This window comes from Pseudoalteromonas sp. BZA4 (assembly GCF_040104395.1).
In the GTDB taxonomy this organism is placed as follows: domain Bacteria; phylum Pseudomonadota; class Gammaproteobacteria; order Enterobacterales; family Alteromonadaceae; genus Pseudoalteromonas.
In genome coordinates, this window is sequence record NZ_JBECOT010000003.1 from 129,966 (window position 1) to 152,050 (window position 22,085).

The 22,085-nt window shown below is 42.9% G+C and carries 18 protein-coding genes; 11 read left to right on the plus strand and 7 right to left on the minus strand.

The features are described 5' to 3' along the window. The first annotated feature begins 240 nt into the window (after positions 1–240). The 6 genes from ABMY41_RS02540 (at position 241) to ABMY41_RS02565 (ending at position 6,871) form a co-directional block, all read left to right on the plus strand. Positions 241–1,203, plus strand: a complete 963-nt coding sequence (locus tag ABMY41_RS02540) for a glycoside hydrolase family 43 protein (protein WP_054562986.1) — start codon at positions 241–243, stop codon at positions 1,201–1,203. Between the two features lie 354 nt (positions 1,204–1,557). Then, positions 1,558–4,977 (plus strand): LamG-like jellyroll fold domain-containing protein, encoded by a 3,420-nt coding sequence (locus tag ABMY41_RS02545; RefSeq protein WP_349274070.1) that lies wholly within the window; start codon positions 1,558–1,560, stop codon positions 4,975–4,977. A 130-nt stretch (positions 4,978–5,107) separates the two neighbouring features. Next, positions 5,108–5,263 (plus strand): hypothetical protein, encoded by a 156-nt coding sequence (locus ABMY41_RS02550; protein WP_349274071.1) that lies wholly within the window; start codon positions 5,108–5,110, stop codon positions 5,261–5,263. Positions 5,264–5,273: 10 nt separating this feature from the next. Then, positions 5,274–5,408: a hypothetical protein gene (locus ABMY41_RS02555; protein ID WP_349274072.1), complete on the plus strand. Its 135-nt coding sequence runs from the start codon at positions 5,274–5,276 to the stop codon at positions 5,406–5,408. Between the two features lie 468 nt (positions 5,409–5,876). After that, a complete protein-coding gene (locus ABMY41_RS02560) occupies positions 5,877–6,311 on the plus strand; it encodes a DUF4019 domain-containing protein (protein ID WP_289096916.1) in 435 nt (144 codons plus the stop codon). A gap of 164 nt (positions 6,312–6,475) precedes the next feature. Then, on the plus strand, positions 6,476–6,871 hold the full coding sequence (locus tag ABMY41_RS02565) for a DUF4019 domain-containing protein (RefSeq protein ID WP_289096917.1): 396 nt from the start codon (positions 6,476–6,478) through the stop codon (positions 6,869–6,871). 490 nt (positions 6,872–7,361) lie between these two features. Here the strand turns inward: ABMY41_RS02565 and ABMY41_RS02570 are convergent, their stop codons facing one another. The 6 genes from ABMY41_RS02570 to ABMY41_RS02595 all read right to left on the minus strand — a co-directional run bounded on the left by ABMY41_RS02570 (position 7,362) and on the right by ABMY41_RS02595 (position 15,195). After that, positions 7,362–9,311, minus strand: a complete 1,950-nt coding sequence (locus ABMY41_RS02570) for a family 43 glycosylhydrolase (protein WP_235576231.1) — start codon at positions 9,309–9,311, stop codon at positions 7,362–7,364. A 12-nt stretch (positions 9,312–9,323) separates the two neighbouring features. Beyond that, positions 9,324–10,391 (minus strand): aldose epimerase family protein, encoded by a 1,068-nt coding sequence (locus ABMY41_RS02575; protein WP_235591851.1) that lies wholly within the window; start codon positions 10,389–10,391, stop codon positions 9,324–9,326. A 215-nt stretch (positions 10,392–10,606) separates the two neighbouring features. Beyond that, positions 10,607–11,191 (minus strand): beta-phosphoglucomutase family hydrolase, encoded by a 585-nt coding sequence (locus ABMY41_RS02580; protein ID WP_287242025.1) that lies wholly within the window; start codon positions 11,189–11,191, stop codon positions 10,607–10,609. Between the two features lie 136 nt (positions 11,192–11,327). Then, positions 11,328–12,827: an L-arabinose isomerase gene (gene araA, locus ABMY41_RS02585; protein WP_237120212.1), complete on the minus strand. Its 1,500-nt coding sequence runs from the start codon at positions 12,825–12,827 to the stop codon at positions 11,328–11,330. Positions 12,828–12,850: 23 nt separating this feature from the next. Next, complete coding sequence (locus ABMY41_RS02590; protein ID WP_063528078.1) at positions 12,851–13,546, minus strand: L-ribulose-5-phosphate 4-epimerase; 696 nt, start codon at positions 13,544–13,546, stop codon at positions 12,851–12,853. Next, the gene (locus tag ABMY41_RS02595; RefSeq protein ID WP_349274073.1) at positions 13,543–15,195 is read right to left on the minus strand and encodes a ribulokinase; all 1,653 of its coding nucleotides are present in this window, start codon (positions 15,193–15,195) and stop codon (positions 13,543–13,545) included. Before ABMY41_RS02595 ends, ABMY41_RS02590 begins: the two co-directional genes overlap by 4 nt. 231 nt (positions 15,196–15,426) lie before the next feature. Here ABMY41_RS02595 and tal point away from each other — a divergent pair, with 231 nt between their 5' ends. Continuing rightward, entirely contained in the window at positions 15,427–16,380 is a 954-nt protein-coding gene (gene tal / locus ABMY41_RS02600) for a transaldolase (RefSeq protein ID WP_349274074.1), read from the plus strand. 119 nt (positions 16,381–16,499) lie between these two features. Here the strand turns inward: tal and tkt are convergent, their stop codons facing one another. Continuing rightward, positions 16,500–18,500, minus strand: a complete 2,001-nt coding sequence (gene tkt / locus ABMY41_RS02605) for a transketolase (RefSeq protein ID WP_289096920.1) — start codon at positions 18,498–18,500, stop codon at positions 16,500–16,502. A 426-nt stretch (positions 18,501–18,926) separates the two neighbouring features. Between tkt and ABMY41_RS02610 the strand changes: the two genes are divergently transcribed. From ABMY41_RS02610 to ABMY41_RS02625, 4 genes are all read left to right on the plus strand, one after another. After that, entirely contained in the window at positions 18,927–19,742 is an 816-nt protein-coding gene (locus ABMY41_RS02610; RefSeq protein WP_349274075.1) for a MipA/OmpV family protein, read from the plus strand. Next, the gene (locus ABMY41_RS02615) at positions 19,742–20,125 is read left to right on the plus strand and encodes a DUF3019 domain-containing protein (protein ID WP_165385111.1); all 384 of its coding nucleotides are present in this window, start codon (positions 19,742–19,744) and stop codon (positions 20,123–20,125) included. Before ABMY41_RS02610 ends, ABMY41_RS02615 begins: the two co-directional genes overlap by 1 nt. After that, complete coding sequence (locus ABMY41_RS02620; RefSeq protein ID WP_349274076.1) at positions 20,125–20,664, plus strand: response regulator transcription factor; 540 nt, start codon at positions 20,125–20,127, stop codon at positions 20,662–20,664. The genes ABMY41_RS02615 and ABMY41_RS02620 overlap by 1 nt, the downstream gene beginning before the upstream one ends. A 198-nt stretch (positions 20,665–20,862) precedes the next feature. Continuing rightward, the gene (locus ABMY41_RS02625; RefSeq protein WP_349274077.1) at positions 20,863–22,026 is read left to right on the plus strand and encodes an ATP-binding protein; all 1,164 of its coding nucleotides are present in this window, start codon (positions 20,863–20,865) and stop codon (positions 22,024–22,026) included. The last annotated feature ends 59 nt before the right edge of the window (positions 22,027–22,085 follow it).

Sequence of the window (22,085 nt, forward strand, 5' to 3'; positions counted from 1 at the left end):
GAGCAACAAAAAAGGGCTAACAAGTTATTTACCCAGCGTATTTTGATGCTACTATGATTAAAATACAATAATACAATATAGAGTTATTTTTTGCTGCACTTTTACTGGTTTGTTTCGATGTAAACAATCAGTTACTCAGTATAATCAGGCGTACACTGTGTATTATCTGGTCACTTAGAGAGAGCTCTGGGTCGAAAAAGCTGCAGTTCAAACAACAATTATTAGTTACTAAGGACACTCATGAAGAAATTGAAAGCGTTAGCGCTACCATTACTTTTTTCGAGCAGCTTAGCTGTTGCACAAAACCCATTATTTACCGATGTATTTACTGCAGACCCTGCTGCACTTGTTCACAATGACACCGTATACCTTTATACAGGCCATGATGAAGCACCTAATAATGACGTGTTTTTTGAAATGCATGACTGGTTAGCCTTTTCATCAACAGATATGGTGAACTGGAAAAAACACGGCCCAATCATGAAAGCAACAGACTTTAAATGGGCTAAAGGTGAAGCATGGGCTTCACACATGATTGAGCGTGATGGCACTTTCTACTTCTTTACAACCGTTCGTCACAACGACACAAAACCAGGTTTTGCAATTGGTGTTGCAACTTCTAAGTCACCAACAGGTCCATTCAAAGATGCGATTGGTCACGCACTGGTTACCGATGACATGACCAAGCATACGCCAAATGATTGGGACGACATCGACCCTGCTATTTATACAGAAGAAAACGGCGATACTTACATGTTCTTTGGTAACTTAATGCCAAAATACGTAAAGCTAAGCGACGATTTACTCTCTCTTGATGGTGAAATTAAAACGCTAGACTTACCTAACTTTACCGAAGCGTTATGGGTTCATAAGAAAAACGACAACTACTATGTATCGTACGCATGTGAGTTCCCTGAGAAGATCTGTTATGCCATGAGCAAAAGCATTCATGGCCCGTGGGAATATAAAGGTATCTTGAATGAGATCGCAGGTAACAGCGAAACCAACCACCAATCAATTATCGAATACAAAGGTAAAGACTACTTTATTTACCATACTGGTGCCGTACCACCAATTGATGGCAAACCAAGTGGCGGGCGTTTTCGCCGTTCAGTGGCGATTGAGCCGCTTTATTACAACGAAGATGGCACACTTAAACGTATTATCATGACCACTGAAGGTCTAAGTAAACAAGACAAGTAATCTCAAAAAGGGCTCTTTAAGAGCCCTTTTTAGTGCTCAAATGTAATACAAATAAACAAATTTACCGGAAAATCCTCACTTGCAGATCAGCAAAAAACTTCCCTAATAGAGCAAAAACAGCGAAAAAAACGCCAAAACTGGCAACTTGAAAAAATTAAAATCACGCTGTACACATTGTAAACACTGACACTTCATGTTTACATATCAATTACCTTTGCAAAAGTATTTGCACATTTTAAATCGTACTATAAAATTACAATACTACGTTCTTATTAGTTTGATATAGGCGCGCGGCAATTTTATTGACAACAATCGAATAAAAAAATGAATCCCAGTTTCAAGAGGACACATAAAATGAAATTAAATAAATTAGCCATGGTCATAGCCTGCTCTTTGGCTGTTACAGGTTGTGGCAAAGAAGATGGTACTAAGCTTGACACAGCACCAGCGGTTGCCGACCCGCAAAGTGCGAAACCGACAGTAAGCAGCAGTGTTGAATACACTGAATCAGGTAGCGTAATGGTTACCAATGTAAGCGTGCACGATCCTTCTGTCGTTAAAGTTGACGACACTTATTATATTTTTGGTTCACACCTTGCTGCCGCTAAATCAACTGATCTCTTGAACTGGGAAATGATTTCTAGCCTTTCAGCTAACGCAGCCGTTAATGAAAGCCCATTATTTGATTACAACTACACAGGTGAAATTGCCGAAGGTATTGAATGGACAGACGGTTTTACAGGAAACTGGGCTGCCGATGTAATCAAAGCGCCAAATGGTAAATTTTGGTTCTACTATAACCATTGTGCACAAGATAACCCAGATACACCAGATGTTGTTGATGAAGTGTGCTGGAACCGCTCTTACCTTGGTTTAGCTGAAGCTGATAATATTGAAGGTCCTTATACAAACAAAGGTATTTTCTTACGCAGCGGTTATCGCTCAGAAGCTGAATTTGCAGCTTACCCACTTGATAATGGCCAAACAACATGGAATGGTGCCGTTGATCCTAACGCCATTGACCCTGCAGCTTTCTATGATGCTGATGGCAAACTTTGGATGGTTTACGGTTCATACTCTGGCGGTATTTTCGTGCTAGCAATGGACGAAGAAACAGGTATGCCAGAAGCTGGTCAAGGCTATGGTAAAAAGCTAGTAGGCGGCGACTTCCGTGCAATGGAAGGTGCATTTGTCATGTACAGCCCAGAAAGTGAATACTACTACCTATTCTTCTCTGTTGCTGGTTTTGATCTTAATGGTGGTTACAACATCCGTGTTGCTCGCTCTAAAACACCAGATGGTCCTTACCTAGATAATGCAGGTAATGACATTGCAGCTATCGGCGGCCTGGAGGTCGGCGAAAAACTAATGGGCGGCTTTGAGTACACGCAAGAACTTGGCGAAACAGCACCAGCATGGGGCTACCAATCACCGGGCCATAACTCTGCTTACTACGATGAAGCGACAGGTCGCCATATTTTAGTAACGCATACGCGTTTCCCGCAAACATCGACTGAGTTCCCAACCATTTCAGAAGCGCACCAAGTTCGCGTACATGAAATGTTCATTAACTCATTAGGCTGGCCTATGGCCTCTCCACAACGTTATGTGCCGCTTGAAGGCGACAACATGGTTGTGGCAGATGAACTTTACGGCTATTACAAATTTATCAACCATGGCAATGATGTAAATACAGATGCTATTCGCTCAATGCATATTGCTTTAAACGAAGATCACTCAGTAACCGGTGATGACCCAGGTATCTGGTACATGATTGATGACTCAAATATTAAACTTGAGTTAGATTCAGGTACTTACTTTGGCGTGGCTAAATGGCAATGGGATGATGCAACTAAAGCAATGGCTGTAACTGTATCAGCTACATCAAGCGAAGGCGCTACCATTTGGGCAAGTAAACGTGATGAAATCACAGATACGGCTAACGTGCTTGGCACTGTTCAAGAAGCACTTGATATCAAAACTGAATTATCAATCGCTGACGAAGGCTACTCATTACCAACCAAAGGTAAAGATGGTGCTGCAATTAACTGGGAAAGTAGTGATGAGTACTACATCACCAGTGAAGGCTCAGTATTCATTCCAACGCCAGATCGCGGTGATAAAGCGGTTACTTTAACGGCTAATATCTCTTTAAACGGCGAGAGCACAACCAAGACATTTAATGTAAATCTAGAAGCGCGCCCAGAGTTTAAAAATGCGATTGCACACTATGCATTTGAAGATTCACTCAGTGATGGTTTAGGTAACCTAGATGATGCGGGTGTAACAGATAACAACCTATTAAATGTGGGTGCTGGTACAGCTGCATACGCAGAAGGTCAAACAGGTAAAGCATTTAACTTTGACGGTGCAACGGGCGTACGTTTACCTGATGAGTTAGTAACAGGCGATGAGTACACTATTTCGTATTGGTTTAAGCCAACAGTACTAACTAACTTTACGCCTACATTCTTCGCATCAACGTCTGATGCACGTTGGATGAGCTTGATCCCAGGTAGTACACACTTTACGTCAACACCAATGCTATGGAGCCGTTATTTAGATGATGATGGCACTGATATGTGGAACCAAATCATTTCTGACTCTCCAGCGGTAATGGATTGGAATCATATTGCAATCACTTATGCTAATGGCACTGCAACACTTTATCGTGATGGTGTACGTGCAGGTTCGATGCCTCGCCCTGACTTCTTTAGCGAACAAACAGGTAACTTTGCCCTTGGTGTGAACTACGGTTGGGACTTACCTTTCCAAGGTCAAATTGATGAATTCATCGTTTATGACTACGCGCTAAACGGCCTAGATATTAATGGTGCGGCTATCAATAACCTGACAGATCCGACTGAATTTGAGACCTTCATTACTGATGCGCTTGATTTAGGTGATGTATCGGCAGTACGTGAAAGCTTTGAGTTACCGCGTGTAGGTCCATTTGTATCTGGTATTAGCTGGACGTCAAACAACGAAGAGTACTTAAAACCAGTTAATGGCACAGCTGTTGTTACTCAACCTAGCGCCTCTGCTGGCGACCAAGTAGTGACATTAACTGCAACTATTAAGTACAAAGACTTTACTGATACTAAGTCATTCGATGTAACCTTAAAATCACTTGCACCTGCTGAATACAGCTTCGAAGGTGACCTAAGTGCATTAAACGGTGCGTATGCAGCGGGTAAACCAACGGGTGGTTTCATCAACAATACTGGTGGTAACGTAACTTTTGTTGACGGTATCATGGGTCAAGCAGTATTCCTTGAAGGTTCAGGTGTTCGTCTACCGGATAACTTAATCACGACCAATGATTACTCAGTATCTATGTGGTTAAAACCTGAAACCTTCACTGATTACACTACAGCGTTCTTCGCAGGTGCAAGTGCAGGCTCTTGGTTAAGTTATGTGCCATCTATGGCAGGTACAGGCTTAACTCGTTTATGGGCAAATAACGGTGCCTTCTTCGATAATGCAGAACTAGATAGCCGTATTCCAGCAAAAGAATGGACACATGTTGCATTCACTGTTGATGGTACTAACGGTGATGTGTTGAAGATGTATGTTAACGGTGAATTACAGCTAGAAACCGATGGTTTCCCGCGTGTATTCACGGTTCCTGGTGAAACAAATGAGTTTGCAATCGGTGTTAACTACTGGGATACACCTTATAACGGTGCTATCGATGAACTGAAAATTTTCAACGGTGCGATTAGCGCTGAAGAAATAAAAGCACTCTTTGATGCAGCTGCTGCACAAGAGTAACAAAGTGAGGTGAGCTGCCTCACCTCAACTATTTGTTGTCTGGAAAGGCCGGGTGAAAACCCGGCTTTTTTCTAAAGCTTTAGTACCCCTTGCCGATACATACATATCATTCACTTTCATCGCTCTCATTATGGCTATTAACTCATTAGCAAGTGCGTTAACTATCTCAAACGCAGATACAGCAGTTAGTAATACCAACTCAAAAGTAGGCTACAAACTCAGCAGCCAAGAGATGAACAAACTCTCTGGTCGTGAAGTAGAGCCCGCTCAAAAACCAAGAAGATGAAGCTGTAAAAGTGCAAGTTGAAACACAGACCAAGATGGTTATGGAAATCCAAACGCAAATAATGACTCTTAGTCAATCAATTAGCGAAGCGCTAAAAGAAGCTGGTATCAGCGACCCTGGAGTGCTAATGAGTGTACTGGTGTGATGGAAGCTGTAAGTTTTGAGCTATAAGCTTTAAGTCTCAGGCTTTACTCTTGCAACTTTACCCTCGCTAACTCCCTCTCATGCTCACTTTACTCTTGCAACTTTACCCTCGCTAACTTCTCTCAAAAAAAACCCAAAAAAGGGTCAAAAACCCAGTAACTATGCGGGCTCTGAAATATCGAGCACGTAAATACGAAACTTCCTGAGTAGTAAAAATAAGAGTTATTTAGGGTCATTGTCGTTACATTTTGTAGCTATTAAAACGAATTAATTTGTTTAATAAATCAACAATATAAACTTAATAATCTAATCTACATCGCCACTTTAAGAACTCAGTTGCAAAGATCGCTAAAATAAAAGACAACACTTAAATCCCACTAAAAAGCCTTGTCTAGTACTTTTTCAGTATAGAAATTAACCAACTCATTCGTATTATGAATTCACCCTATGAACGAAGTGAGGGCGTCTTATGCGTCAAATTTTATTACTTTCTGTAAATGGATTTACGCTACAAAAACTGTTTTTACTGGCATCGTTATTGGTGTGCTTTTTCACCTCAGCTGAAGAGACAAGCCCTATTTCAACAGCGAGAGCATGGTTAACCTTGGTTGATTCTGGAGAATACCACGAAAGCTGGAAGCAAGCTGATAAAGTCTTTCAAAGCACCACGCCAAAAGCTCGCTGGCAAACGGCATTAAATCAAATACGCGTTCCTTTAGGCCGAGTTATGTCTCGCACCTATTTTGGCACAGCAGAATACAGTTCATTACCCGGCCTTCCAGACGGTGAATATTTGGTCGTTAGGTTTCAGACCGAGTTTATGAATAAAGAGGCTGTAGTTGAAACGCTAAGTCTAAGTAAAACAGCAGACGGCTGGCAACCACTGGGTTACTTAATAAATTAGGGCAAAACTCCCTTTGGTGTTGTGCTGTAAAATTTATCGGCAGTCAAAATGCTTATCTACGGGAAAATAAACCGCACAATTGATGAATAGTATTTATTGTTCGTCGCCGTAACATAAAAACACTTCAAGACGAATTCAATAAACAACAAGTAAATGGAATTGCTATGAGAAAAACGCTCTTACTAATCATTTTTTTAAGCTGCTTTTGTGCAAATGCTGAAGAGCTCGAAGTTATTCATCGCGCTAAAAGCTGGCTTACGTTAATCGACAACGGTCAGTATCAGCAAAGTTGGCAGCAAGCAGATTCATTATTTAAACAAGCGATGCCACAAAGCAAATGGAGCGGCGCTTTAGAGCAAGTTCGTGTACCGCTTGGCAAGGTGATTTTACGTAAGAATTTAAGCCTGATGAATTATGACTCTTTACCCTCTCTGCCTGATGGTGAATACGTGATCATTCAGTTTCAAAGCCAATTTATGAATAAAGAGCAGGCCATTGAAACAATTAGCCTCAGCAAAAGTAGTGGCCAGTGGCAACCTATCGGTTATTTTATTAATTAAAAGATTTGCAGAGGCTTAGATGGATTATGTTGGGTTTCGCTTCGCTCAAACCAACCTACCCGAAGAATGAGCAGGGCAAGTAGTGTGGTAGGCGTCACGCTTGCTTGGCGCGTCATGAAATCAACAACCTACGAGCAGACTGACATATCACCAACATCCAACACCGCTCAGCTGAAGGCTGATAGCTCCCAAAACGTCGCGCGAAATAAATTTCACGCCTACAACAACACGTCGGCATGAAAAGGTGTAGATGGATTATGTTGGGTTTCGCTCCGCTCAAACCAACCTACCCGAAGAGTGAGCAGGGCAAGTAATGTCGTAGGCCTCACGCTTGCTTGACGCATCATGAAATCAACACCCTACGAGCAGATAGACAAATCACCAACATACCCCACCGCTCGGCTAAAAACTGACAGCTGAAGGCTGACAGCTATAAAAAAGCCACTCATAAATGAAGTGGCTTTGGTTGAGTCGATTTTTTACTTATAACTTAATTTGGTTCACGCAGATGGAACACTTGGCACTTATTCCCTAAATCAGGTTGTTGTGCGAAGTTAGTGTTTTCAGCTAAACCACAGTTACTTAAACCAAGCGCTTGTTTTGTGTAGCGGTTGATAAGCATAACACCACCACCTTCTACTGGAGCAATGCGCCACTGTGCTGTTTTCGCTGCACAAGAGGCCATTTCTACGTTGGCACCTGGTACTAAGGCGTTATCAGCTACCGCAGCACAGAACTCGCTGTCAGCGCTTTGTTTAAGACTTACATAGCCAGTATCTGTTGGTGTGAAGAACCATTGCTGTGCATCTTTATGCGTGTAAGCTTGTTGCTCAACATTGGTACCTGCTTTAACTGTATCCGCCACGCTAAGTGCTTTACCACTTTGTTGGCTTAATACTACAACACTACCCATTGGGCGTAATTGCCAGTCACCACACGCTGTTGCGTCGCTTTGCTGTAAAACCGCTTGGTTTTGCGCAGCAGAACAACCAGCAACCGCTAAAGGCTTGCCTGTGTAACGGTTAGTAATAGATACATTACCATCTGTGCTTGGTGCTACTTTCCATTGCTGGCAGAAGTTATTGCGCCATGCTGCAGATTGTACTTTAGCGTTATCTGCGTCATTACAGCTTTCAAGCTCTAAGAACTTGCTGTCTTCACGGTTAGCTAAACGAACAAAACCATCTGTTGTTGCATCAATAACCCATTGACCATTGGTGCTTGCACACTGACGTTGCACAGCACGTGCATCTTGTGGATCAGCTGCGATGTCTAAACATAAGCCGCTAGTTGCATTCACTAATTGGTAGCGCTGACCTTGAACTCGCGTTACCAGTGGACCGTATTCACCTGATGGCGGAGCTACTTCAACGCCTGGTGTTAATGGTTTACCAAAGCTTGGCGTGCCATCGTCGTTCCAAGTAAATTTTTGCGCACGTAATGAACGAGTCGCACTACAACCGTGCTCTACCGAATCATTACCGTGATAAACTAACCAGTCTTCTGTACCGTCTGGCGATGTGAAAAAGCCGTTGTGGCCTGGGCCAAACACTTCTTCTGTACGCTCAAATACTGGCTTGTCGTATTTTTTCCAGCTACTCGCTTTAAGTGGGTCGTCACCAACAAGCTCAAGCATACCTAGTTTGTAATCAGGAGTATTACAGAAGCTTGCTGAGTACGTCATAAACGTACGACCATTGTGCTGTAAAATTTCAGCACCTTCAGTTACTTTACGACCACTGATTTCCCAATCTAGCTCAGGACGCGTGATCACCGTATGCGGTGAGTTCTCTTTCAGTGTCCACGGATCTTCCATTTCAGCAATAATGTTTAATTGCTGATCGCCTTGCCATTGTGAGTAGATCACATATAGCTTGTCTTTGTATGTTAAGTAGTTACCGTCGATGTTCCATACGTTAGGCATTAATGCGCCCTTGTATTCGTATGGACCCATTGGGTCGTCACCAGCACTTTCTAATACATTTAAGTGTTGGTTATCTAAAGTGCCATCAGTACCGGCTGTGTACATCATGTACCAACGGTAGCCGTTTGGTCCTTTTAGGCGGTGGAACTCAAACGCCCAAAAGTTACAACAGCGCTCAGGGTTTGAATCAGACCAAACATTGACTGGTGTTGCATCAGCAAGGCCAGCTAGTGTTGGTGATTTACGCATCACTAACTCAGATGTCCATGTTGTTGTGGTTAGGTAATAGTTACCATCCCAGTACTCAAGCCATGGATCGGCGCCATTAGGAAAAAGTGGGTTGGTAAAAATACCATTATCTTGAATTGGCGCTTTTTCTGTGGCTGCCACGTCAGTTTTCTTAGCTGTGTTGTCTTCAGCTGTAGTCTGACAACCAGTCAGTGCACCAAACGACAAGGCAAATACGCTGGCTAAGCCAGCCTTTTGCATTGCGCTTTTAAGCTTTGTTGTTTTCACGATTGTGTTCCTTTATTTTGTACCAAATTCGTACACGATGCGTGTTGAATACACGTCACCCGGTAATAATGTTGTGCTTGGGAACGTTGGCTGATTTGGTGCATCAGGGAAATGCTGTGGCTCTAAACAAAAACCACTTCTGAAATTATGCACTAAGCCAGACGCTTGCTGAGTACTACCGTCTAAGAAGTTACCTGAATAAAACTGTACTGCAGGCTCTTCTGTGTAAACTGTTAACGTACGGCCAGAGTTTGCTTCGTAAACCGTAGCAGCTTCAATAAGTTCATTGCTTGGCGTGTCTTTAAGCACAAAGTTATGGTCATAACCTTTACCAAGTTTCAGTTGTTCGTTGCTAGCTTTGATGTCTTGGCCGATTGCTTTAGCAGTACGGAAGTCAAACGGTGTGCCTGCAACATCCATCAACTCACCCGTTGGGATCAAACCACCATCCACAGGGGTAATTGCTTTTGAGTTAATTTGCATTTGGTGATCAAGAATGTCGCCTTTACCCGCTAGGTTAAAGTAGCTGTGTTGCGTCATATTGATAATGGTAGGCTTGCTTGTTGTAGCAATAAACTGCATATCTAACGTGTTGTTATTCGTTAGCGTGTAAGTTACTTCAGTCGTCACTTCACCCGGGTAACCTTGGTCACCATCAGGGCTCACTAAGCTTAAGGTAACACCAGCACTGTTTTGCGTCGTGAACGGTGTCATGTTCCACACTTTTTTATCGAAACCTTGCACACCACCATGTAAGTGGTTGTCACCATCGTTGGTTGCTAATTGGTATTCAGTGCCATTTAGCGTGAATTTACCGTTTGCGATACGGTTACCAAAACGACCGATAATTGCACCGTAGTAAGTTGTCGCCTTTGTGTATGCTTCTAGGTTATCTAAACCCAGTACAATATTACCCATTTCGCCTTTTGCATCTGGTGTTTCAATACGCGTGATAATGCCGCCATAGTTGATTACATCAACGCTAATACCATTGCTGTTTGTCAGCGTTACTTGATTAACCGGCGTTTGATCAGCCAGTACGCCATAGGCCGTCATTGATGCTGAAGGGGAAGTAGTCATATTGTCTCCTTGATGAGCACAAGCTGGTGTAAGGGCAATCCCACATGTCACCAACAATGCATAAAGCCCGCGCGACTTTTTCGTGTTCGAACTGGCTGTTTGATGAGTTGTTTTTAAACCTTGGAAAACACATTGCAATGACATATGAATAACCTTTTTGTAATTGTATTTATAGTTTTATAATACAAATAAGGGTGTCATTGCAACTTTAATCGCTAAAGTTGAATTTTTCCGTCTTTCACCATAATGCAATCCATTCCCGCACTTTTGGCAGCTTGATAACCAATTTGCGTGTCTTCAAACACCACGCATTGGCTTGGCTCAACACCTAACTGCTCTGCTACTTTTAAGAATGTTTCTGGGTTTGGCTTACCTTTACTTACATCACTTGCAGTTACTATGGCACCAATTTTATTAATTAAATTGGTATCAGTAAGATGATCAATTGCATGTTCGCGGTCAGCGCCCGTGCCAACGCCCATAGGTAATACACCATGGTACTTTTCAAGTACTGCGACGGTTTCGTCAATCACCAGCGGTTGGTGCTGTAAATCAACCCAAAACTGGTGTTTATCTTTTGCCACAACCAGAGGGTCGTGTTCTAAACCAAATTTTTCGTTAAGCATTTCAATTGTTTTAACGGTCGGAATGCCACCTAAGCTGTACATGTAGTCGTAATCGAATGGGTAGCCATAGGCTTCGCAAGCTTTTTGCCATGCCTGTAAGTGACTGCCCATTGAGTCAATTAAGGTGCCATCCATATCAAAAATAATGCCTTGGTAGGCGCTTAAATCGATCATATCTACTCCTAAAATGTTTCGCTTCATAATAGCATAAGCCAGCGAAGAGCGAGGCTCATCACTGGCTTAATCGACAACAAAATTTGGGGTGAACGTGCTCAAACACAGCACGTTCTAATACATAAAGTACTAATTCTTACACGCCACGTTTTAGCATGTAGTAAGCTGCGTTATGACGAAGCTCTGTTTTGAAACCACGGATCGTCGTATCGTTATCGATGATCATAGTTTCAACGCCAGCCATTTCAGCAAAATCGATAATCATATCGGTTGTTACTGCTTGGCTGTATGCAGTGTGGTGTGCACCACCGGCGTGGATCCATGCAGCTGATGCTACAGATAGATTTGGTTTTGGTTCCCAAAGCGCTGAAGCAACCGGTAAGTGAGGTAAATCAGCTGGCGGAGCCACTGTATCTACTTCGTTGATCAGAATTCGGAAACGGTTACCCATATCAATTGGTGATACGTTGATTGCAGCACCCGGTTTTGCAGTAAACAATAAACGACCTACATCACATTTCACACCGATAGTGTGCTGGTGAACTTCAAGACGTGGTTTTTGTGCTGCAATTGAAGGACACACTTCTAACATGTGCGCGCCAAGTACTTGGTCAGTCTCACCCATGTTGTAAGTGTAATCTTCCATGAATGAACAACCGCCGTCACGGCCTTCACCCATTACTTTCATGATGCGAACCATAGCAGCTGTTTTCCAGTCACCCTCACCACCGTAACCATAGCCTTTCGACATTAGGCGCTGTGTAGCAAGACCTGGAAGACCAGAAAGACCTGATAAGTCTTCAAAACAGTTTGTGAATGCTTTAAAGCCGCCTTTCTCTAAGAAACGCTCCATACCAAGCTCTAAACGTGCTTCGTTGCGTAGCATTTTCACTGCGTAATCGTCTTGTAGAGTTTCGTCAGCAATTACGTAGTCTTGCTTATAAAGCTCTAATTGTGCATCGATTTCGTCTTCTGTGATTGTATCAACCACTTTTACAAGCTCAGCGACACCAAACGCGTGTACTTCATAACCAAAAGTAATTTGCGCTGAAACTTTGTTACCTTCAGTAACTGCAACTTGACGCATGTTGTCGCCAAAACGCGCAACTTTAAGTGTTTGGCTTTCTGCCCAACCTTTTGCCGCACGACACCAGTCATCTAACTGCTGTTGTACGTCAGCACGTTGCCAGTGACCTGCAACAACTTTACGCTCTTTACGCATTACAGTACCGATGAAACCAAACTCACGGTCACCGTGTGCACTTTGGTGCGTATTCATGTAGTTCATGTTGATGTCAGACCAAGGAAGGGCTGCATTGAACTGAGTATGAAGGTGTAACCAAGGCTTACGTAATTCGCTTAGGCCAGCAATCCACATTTTCGCAGGTGAGAAAGTGTGCATCCATAATACTAAGCCAACACAGTTAGGATCCGTATTTGCCGCTTGGCAAACAGCGTGAATTTCTTCAGGTGACTTAACGGTAGGCTTACATACCAAGTTTACTGGTAGATTAGCTTCGCTGTTTAAGCCCGCTACAATTGCTTCGCTGTCTTTGGCAACCGTTTCTAACACCTTAGGACCATAAAGATGTTGTGAGCCGGTAACAAACCAGACTTCTTTCGTCATCGTCGTCATGTTAATAATCCTCTAAATTCTTGCTATTTGCTCTGACCGTAATACGCGTTTTTACCGTGCTTACGTAGATAATGTTTATCCATCACTGCTTTTTTAAGTTCAGCTGCGTGTGGATCTAAAGTGCGTGTTAAATACGCCATGCGTGCAATCTCTTCGAGTAGCGCGGCATGGTATACAGACTGAGCGGCATCTTTACCCCACGTGAAAGGCGCATGACCCGCAACAATCACCATAGGTGCAGCTTTCGGATCGCGGTCTTGATACGCATCAGTAATTTGAATACCGGTTTCTAATTCATAATCGCCATTCACTTGCTCATCGGTTAACTCACGAGTACAGGTGATATCACCGTGTACATAGTCAGCGTGAGTTGTGCCAAGGCAAGGAATGCTTTGTTTTGCTTGCGCCCATGCAGTTGCATAGGTCGAATGCGTGTGTGTTACACCGCCAATTGAATCAAAGTGGCGATATAAATGAACATGTGTTTTTGTGTCAGAAGACGGACGCATAGAACCTTCAACAATGTTGTTTTCAAGGTCTACGATCACCATGTCGTCGGCTTTCATTTGGTCGTACGATACACCACTTGGTTTAATCGCAATCACGCCTTTGTCACGGTCAATTTGCGATACGTTACCAAAGGTATAAATTACTAAGCCACGACGTTGCAGCTCCATGTTCGCTTCATAGACTTCACGTTTTAGTTCTGTAAAACTCATGCTTTGTCTCCGTTTACATAGCTTGCAAGTGCTTGGTAGTTGGCATAAAGCTCGTCATACACAGCAACGCGCTCAGGGTTTGGTAAATACTGATGACATACAGACGACGCCATAACTTTTTGAGCATCTGCCACTGTTGCGTGCTCACCCGCAGCAACCGCAGCCATAATTGCCGCACCCAATGCACAGCTTTGCTCACTTTCTAAAACGTCGATTGGGCAATTCCAAACATCAGCACAAGTTTGCATTACGTAGTCTGATTTTTTAGAGATACCGCCGATAACAACCACTGACTCGATTGGTACGCCTTCACTACGGAAGCGCTCAGTGATAGCACGTGCGCCAAAGGCAGTTGCTTCAACAAGTGCTTTGAAGAACTTAGGTGCATCAGTGCCCATCTTTAAGCCTGTTAATGCCATGGCAACGCTTTGGTCAGCATCTGGCGTACGACGACCATTTACCCAATCAAGCGCAGTTACATCGTTGCTTGTTACAGGCAGTGCTGCCGCTGCTTTTGATAGATCAACTAAGATTGAATCTTCTAGCTTGTTAACTAACGCTTGTTCAGCGTCAGATAGATTTGTAAGTTGGCGAGTTGGCCAAAGTACTAGGTTTTTGAACCATGCGTATAAGTCACCGAATGCAGATTGACCGGCTTCTAAGCCAATTAACCCAGGGATTACTGAGCCATCAACTTGACCACAAATACCTTTAACGCAAGTATCACCTAGTTGTTCTTTAGACGTTACTGTGATGTCACACGTTGAAGTACCCATTACTTTAGTTAGAACGCCAGGACGAACATTGGCTGCTACTGCGCCCATGTGACAGTCAAATGCACCGTAACCAATCACGATACCTTGTGGTAAACCTAGCTTCTCGGCCCACTCTGCAGTTAAGTTGCCAGCAACTTGGTCGCTTGGCTCTGTCGTTGCATTTAACGTATCAACAACACCATCTAATAGTGGATCGATATTGCTGAAGAAACTGTTTGGTGGGAAACCGCCCCACTGCTCGTTCCACATTTGTTTGTGGCCCGTTGCACAACGACCTAGCTTTAATGCTTCAGGGTGTGTAGTGCCGCACATTAGCGCGGTCATCCAATCGCAGTGCTCAACCCATGAATAAGTGGCTGCTTTAACACTGCTATCAACGCGGAAAATATGTAATGCTTTGGCCCAGTACCACTCAGAAGAGTAGATACCGCCCATATGTGAAAGGTAGTTCACATCGTTGTTAGTTGCAGCTTCAGTGATTTCATTTGCTTCTTTAATAGACGTATGGTCTTTCCACAAAATGAACATTGCATTTGGGTTTTCTGCAAATTCTTCAGTTAATGCCAGTGGTTTACCTTGGCTATTAATTGCAACAGGTGTTGAGCCTGTCGTATCAAAGCTCATACCCACTACTTTGTCTGCAGTACCTGCTGGAACTTGTGACCAAAGACCATTAACTACTTCTACAAGGCTATCAATATAGTCTTGTGGATGCTGACGAAACTGATCTTTACTTGGGTCACAGTATAAACCTTGTGCCCAGCGCGGGTAGTTTACTAAATGGCTGGCAAGTTCTTCACCAGTCGCAACATCAACGAGTAATGCTCTTACCGAGTCCGACCCGTAGTCTAATCCCAACGTATAACGAGACATAATTACCTTTCACTAATTGCTTACTAACATTGTTAGTCATTATCTTTATTTGTATGATAATATCAACAATACCAGATTGTAAAGGTATTATAAAAATATTATTAACAGGATTATTTGCTGCTGGCGGGCGATTTATTGCGCAGTTTCTCTGGTAGATTAGATTGTTTTTTCAGCACAAATAATAGGTTAAAGCCACTACATTAACTTTTGTATGATAAGAATGGGATAACTATGTCTAGTCAATTAGAACAACTTAAAGCAGTAACAACCGTTGTTGCTGACACGGGTGATTTTGAAGCAATCAACGAATATAAACCGCAAGATGCAACAACAAACCCATCACTAATCTTAAACGCGATTCAAATTGAGAAATATCGCCCACTTGCTGCCGAAGCCGTATCATGGGCAAAAGCACAAAGCAGTGACGCAGCTGAAGTTGTAACAAAAGCAGCTGATAAACTAGCGGTATTAATTGGCTCTAAATTAATGGAGCAAGTGCCAGGTTTAGTTTCAACAGAAGTTGATGCGCGTTTATCATTTGATACTCAAGCAACTGTTGATAAAGCACTTGAGCTTGTTGCTTTATATAAAGAACAAGGTATCGACACATCGCGCGTGTTAATCAAAATTGCTTCAACATGGGAAGGTATTCAAGCAGCTAAGGTACTTGAAGCGCAAGGTATCCGTTGTAACCTAACGCTGGTATTTGCATTTGCTCAAGCACGCGCTTGTGCCGAAGTAGGTGCTTACCTAATTTCACCATTCGTTGGTCGTATTCTTGACTGGTACAAAGCACAAGATGCAAGCGCTGATTTCGACGGTGCTAACGATCCGGGCGTTAAGTCAGTAACGCATATCTACAACTACTTCAAAAAGCACGGCTATGACACGATTGTAATGGGCGCAAGCTTCCGTAACATCGGTGAAATCCAAGAATTAGCAGGTTGTGACCGTTTAACCATCAGCCCTAAGTTACTTGCTGAACTAGCTGCAACTGACGCACCATTAACTCAAAAACTATTACCAGCAACAGAAAAAGCAGAAGCGCCAACTGCAATGACTGAACAGGCTTTCCGCTGGGAAATGAATGAAGATGCCATGGCTACTGAAAAGCTAAGCCAAGGTATTCGTCAGTTCGCAATTGACCAAGAGAAACTAGAGTCAATCTTAAGCGAACTAGTTTAAACCGATTGTTTAAGCAGCAAAAAGCCCGCAAACCAAAGTTTGCGGGCTTTTTTATTGCCTGCCTTTTAGTAAAAGCAGGCTTATCGTGTTGCGATTACGATAATTTTTTACCAGTCACATTATTCAGCAAGTAATGCGTTTGCTTTTGCAACTAGGTTTGCCACTGTGAAACCAAAGTGCTCAAGCAATACTGCGCCTGGCGCTGACTCACCAAATGTGTCCATGCCTAGTACATCACCATCTTGGCCAACATACTTGAACCAGAAGTCACGGTGTGCAGCTTCAACAGCAATCTTAGGTATACCCGCTGGTAGCACGCTTTGACGATATGCTTTATCTTGGCTATCAAACTGATTCGTTGATGGCATAGATACCACGCGAACTTGCTTGCCTTGTGCTTTTAGCTCAGCAGCAGCATTCACAGCTAACTCTACCTCAGAACCCGTTGCAATAAGGATAAGCTCTGCAGTTTGTTCGCTATCAACAAGTACATAACCCCCTTTTGCAATGTCAGCAACTTGCTGTGCATCACGTGCCATTGCTTTGGTACCCTGACGGCTGAAGATAAGTGAACTTGGGCCTGTCTCTTTTAATAACGATTGACGCCAAGCTACTGCTGTTTCAGTTTCATCACACGGACGCCATGCAGTCATATTTGGTGTCATACGAAGGTTAGCGATTTGCTCGATTGGTTGGTGAGTAGGACCATCTTCACCTTGACCGATTGAGTCATGGGTATACACAAAAATGCTTTGCGCTTTCATTAATGCTGCCATACGTACTGCATTACGTGCGTATTCCATAAACATTAAGAAAGTTGCGCCAAATGGAATGAAGCCACCATGTAATGCAATACCATTCATGATTGCGCTCATACCAAACTCACGTACGCCATAGAATACGTAGTTACCATCAGCTGCATCTTGTAAACCTTTTGCTTCTGGCCATAACGTTAAGTTAGAACCGGCAAGGTCAGCAGAGCCACCCATTAATTCTGGAAGCTGGTTAGCAAAGAAAGTGATCGCATTTTGTGATGCTTTACGTGTCGCAATGTTTTGCATGTCGGCTTGGCATTTAGCAATGTACTCATCAGCTAATTCAGCGAAGTTAGCTGGTAATGCTTTTTCAAGAACACGACGTGTATATTCTTTTGCAAGTTCAGGATGTGCTTTGCTATAAGCTGCAAACTTTTGCTGCCATGCACCTTCAAGCTCTTGGCCTTTTGCTTGGGTATTCCACTCGTTATAAACTTCTTGTGGAACTTCAAATGCAGGGTGCGGCCAGTTTAGCTGCTCACGTACTGCTGCGATTTCGTCGTGACCCAGTGGTGCACCGTGACAGTCGTGGCTACCTGATTTGTTTGGTGAGCCAAAACCAATCACTGTTTTACAACAGATTAGTGTTGGTTGAGTAGTGTTGCTTTGTGCCGCTTCGATTGCACCCGCAATTGCATTCATATCGTGACCATCAACATCACGAATAACTTGCCAACCGTAAGATTCAAAACGTGCAGGCGTATCGTCGGTGAACCAACCTTCTACTTCACCATCGATAGAGATGCCATTGTCATCCCAAAATGCGATTAGCTTGCCTAGGCCTAACGTACCTGCCAGCGAACATGCTTCGTGCGAGATACCTTCCATTAAACAGCCATCACCCATAAAGCAGTAAGTGAAGTGATCAACAATATCAAACTTTGGCTTATTGAATTGCGCTGCTAAGGTTTTTTCAGCGATTGCCATACCAACTGCGTTAGCAATACCTGAACCTAATGGGCCCGTAGTTGTTTCAACACCCGGTGTGTAACCGTATTCTGGGTGACCCGGTGTTTTAGAGTGAAGCTGACGGAATTGCTTAATATCTTCGATGCTTACGTCATAACCGCTTAGGTGTAACAATGCATATTGAAGCATTGAACCATGGCCATTTGATAACACAAAGCGGTCACGGTTAGACCAGTCTGGGTTTAATGGGTTATGGCGGTGAAAGTTTTGCCACAATACCGCTGCAATATCAGCCATACCCATAGGCGCACCTGGGTGGCCTGAGTTAGCTTGTTGAACGGCATCGACAGCAAGTATGCGAATAGCATTTGCAGATTGAGAACTAGGCAGAGTCATCTTATTAGTTTCCTGTTAATATTATAATATAAATAATATCGCAAAAACTCACCCAAATAGCAACTTAATAAACCGCCATGCCAGTAATGACGTGTATTTAGGGCCATTTTGTACCGCTAAGCGCAGGTTTTAACACCATTTTATTGTTAATAACTTTTTCTAACTAAAGAAATGACGACACCGCTCAAAATAACCAAACCAAATTAGTAAAATATGCTTATTTATCAAGCAATTTACTTAACTAATTTAGGTTATAAAAACCAGACCTTGCTACAATTTGGTACATTATTTCATTGTTCAAGCCATTAATAACAACTTAATGTTAACAGGGTTTTTCATTAAGGTTGTTTATTTGTGACTGTTCTGGGTAGTTGCTCACTTGGGCTACGAGTTTTATTTCTAATTAGTGCATTTTGCCTTTCACCAATGGCAAGCAGCACTAACTCTGCGTATTTAGCAGATGAAGGAGTAAGCCTTGGTTTAAGCTTAGGTTATGGTCAACTCGACAACCCGGTTTATAAAAAAGACGACATTCCTCTTTATGTCCTACCGCGAATTGAGGTATTTGCCGGTGACTTTTCATTTGCAAATACTCAGTTTGCTTGGACACCCGTGTGGGGCGATAACTATCAAGTGTCGTTATTCACCCAACTTAATGAAGATGGGCTGTATTTTGCTAAACACTCAGCAGCACTGACCGCGATTAGAACAACCGGCGGCCGCCCCTCAATGACACCGCCACCACCTGGTTCAGGTATCGAAACACCAGCGCTGACAAAGCGCCGCGGTGATATTACTAAAATATCAAAACGTAAACTGTCTGCCATGAGCGGTATTGAAGCTATTGTTGACTGGCAAAGCTGGCGTTTTAGCGCGTATTGGTCAATGGAGCTCACCAACTATCACAAAGGGTTACAAGGCGCATTATCTGCACAGCGCTTGTTTTTGTTTGATCAGCATCTAGTTTTGCTCGGCGCAGAAATACAACATCTAAGTGCTGGTTTAGTGGATTACTACTATGGCAGCGCACAACAAGAGATACGAGCCGGATTTAGCCCTTTTTTAGGTCGCTCTAGTCAAAAGTACAATCTAAAAGCCAGTTACCAATATCAGTTTAATCAACAATGGCAATTTATCAGCGATATAAAATACCAACGTTTATCATCGGGTATTGCCGATAGCCCCCTTATCGATGACAGCAACTTACTGTCTTTTTATGCTGGCTTTGCATGGAATTACTGATGATGTTGCGTACGAAGCTTTTTTCACTCTTATTCATTTGTAGCCTCGCGTTTGTTGGCAGTACATTCGCACAAGCCGGTTATATCGAGGCAACACCAGAAAACTGTGTAACGATAGAGCAAGACTGCGTGATGGATGTATCGATTAATTGGTATACCGAAGTCAGCGAAACGGTGTGCATTCGTGTTACTGATCAACAAATTAGGCTGTTCTGCCAAAAGCCAAATCAAGGGCAAAACTTTGCAATCACAGTGCAAAACAATCGTAACATTGTATTAGAGCTACTTAGCGAACAGCTAGAGCCATTAGAAAGCACTGAAATTAGTTTATTCCACCAGCATGTTAAAAAACGCCGACGTGATATCGCATGGAGTATTTTTTGATGAGCCAGCATACTATTTTATATATTGAAGATGATTTAAAACTTGCCCAGCTAGTTTCTAATTATTTAACTGACCATGGCTATACCATTGAGCACTTTGAAAGTGGTTGCCATGCCTGTTACCAAGCAAGCTGCAAAAAATACGACCTAATTTTGCTTGATATCGGATTAGGATCAGAAGATGGCTTTGAGGTATTTAAAGAACTAAAACAATATCAAGATACGCCAATTATTTTTATGACCGCAAGGCAGAGCCAAGTCGATCATATCACTGGCCTCGAACTAGGCGCCGATGATTACCTAACCAAACCTGTTTCCCCATCCATTTTATTAGCGCGAATAAATAACACGATTCGCCGCAGCCAAGCTATAAAGCCAACAAGCACCACTCACAACGCCCATAATATTCGCTTTGGCTCGTTGAGTATTAATACTATTCAGCGCGAGGCTTACCTGCATAGCCAGCCACTTGAACTGACCAGTGCAGAGTTCGAAATTTTGATTCAACTTGCTAAATCAGCGGGTCAATTGGTCAGTTGAGACCAATTATTTGATGGCACTATAGGCCGTAAATATGATGGTCAAAGCCGCACTATAGATGGCCGCATTAGTCGCTTACGCAAAAAACTCGGTGACGAAGCGGTGCCGGCACAAAAAATCGTCACTGTTTGGGGTAAAGGATATATTTTTTCTCCACAAGCGTGGGGTTAATGCAGTTTGCTACGCCTGTTTTGCTATTTGTATTTAACCCTAGCAGTTTGTCTGGGGAGCGCCGCTTGGTTACTAGAAACCTATTTTCCAAGCCCACCGAGTTACAGTACAGAGCAGCAATTAGCAGAAAGCATCTTAAGTCTTGCCCCCAATAACCCTGATATTAAACAAACACCTCTGGCGAACTTTTACCTTGGTGAACAATTACAGGCATCACTTTTAGCAGGTCAGGTAATTAGCGTTAACGATGCCAATAACAACCTTTACTTTCATAAACTTGCCGATGATAGAGAGACCTTATTAAGCATTGGCCCCTACAGCCAGCCTGCTGATCAGGGTTATCAGTCTTTAGTAAGCCTTCTGTTTTACTCTAGCCTTGCCTTAGCTGTGGTGATTTTTACAGGCCCACTGCTGTTTGACTTAACTAAGCTACGCAAAGCCAGTAGTAAAATTTCAAATGCCGACTTTACAGCACAAGTGCACTTCACACGTTTTAGCTTGCTAAAGAGCATTGGCGATACTTTTGATAATATGGCATTAGCGCTTCATAACCGTAATCAAAGCCAACGTGAATTGATCAATGCTGTTTCCCATGACTTTTTAACGCCTCTTTCGCGGGCTAAATTCGCCCTCGAAGCGGTCGTTGATAACAACGCTTATCGGCACAGTGTGTTGCAAGACATTATTGAACTTGAGCTATTAGTCGAAGAGTTTTTAACCTATGCCGAGCTCGAACAATGCGAACCCACCTTATTAGTGAAAAATTACTGCCCAGACGAGCTATTACAGCCCTGCATTACTAAGTTTCAAAGCTATAGCCCTTTGGCTATTCGTCTTGACTGTGAAATAACAGCAATTTGCGTTGATAAACAAAGCTTTCAACGCTTATTGCAAAACTTACTCGGGAACGCGGTTCGCTTTGCTAAAACGCAAATTCATATCAGGCTTTCACAATGCGAAAGCGGCACTTTATTAGTAATTGAAGATGATGGCCCAGGGATCCCTGAACACATGCGCGCAAGCCTCATGCAGCCATTTTCAAAAACCGCTTCGGTGCACCAAACAGGCTACCAAGGTGTTGGCCTAGGCTTATCAATTGTTAAGCAGCTATGCCTGTGGAATAACGCAAAATTTAGCTTAGATAACGCACAAACCTTAAGTGGTGCGAGAGCAAGCATCTTGTTTCGATAAACAGTTTTTCGGTAAAAATGTACCAAGCTGTAACAGTGTGTGCCAATTGTTTACATTTC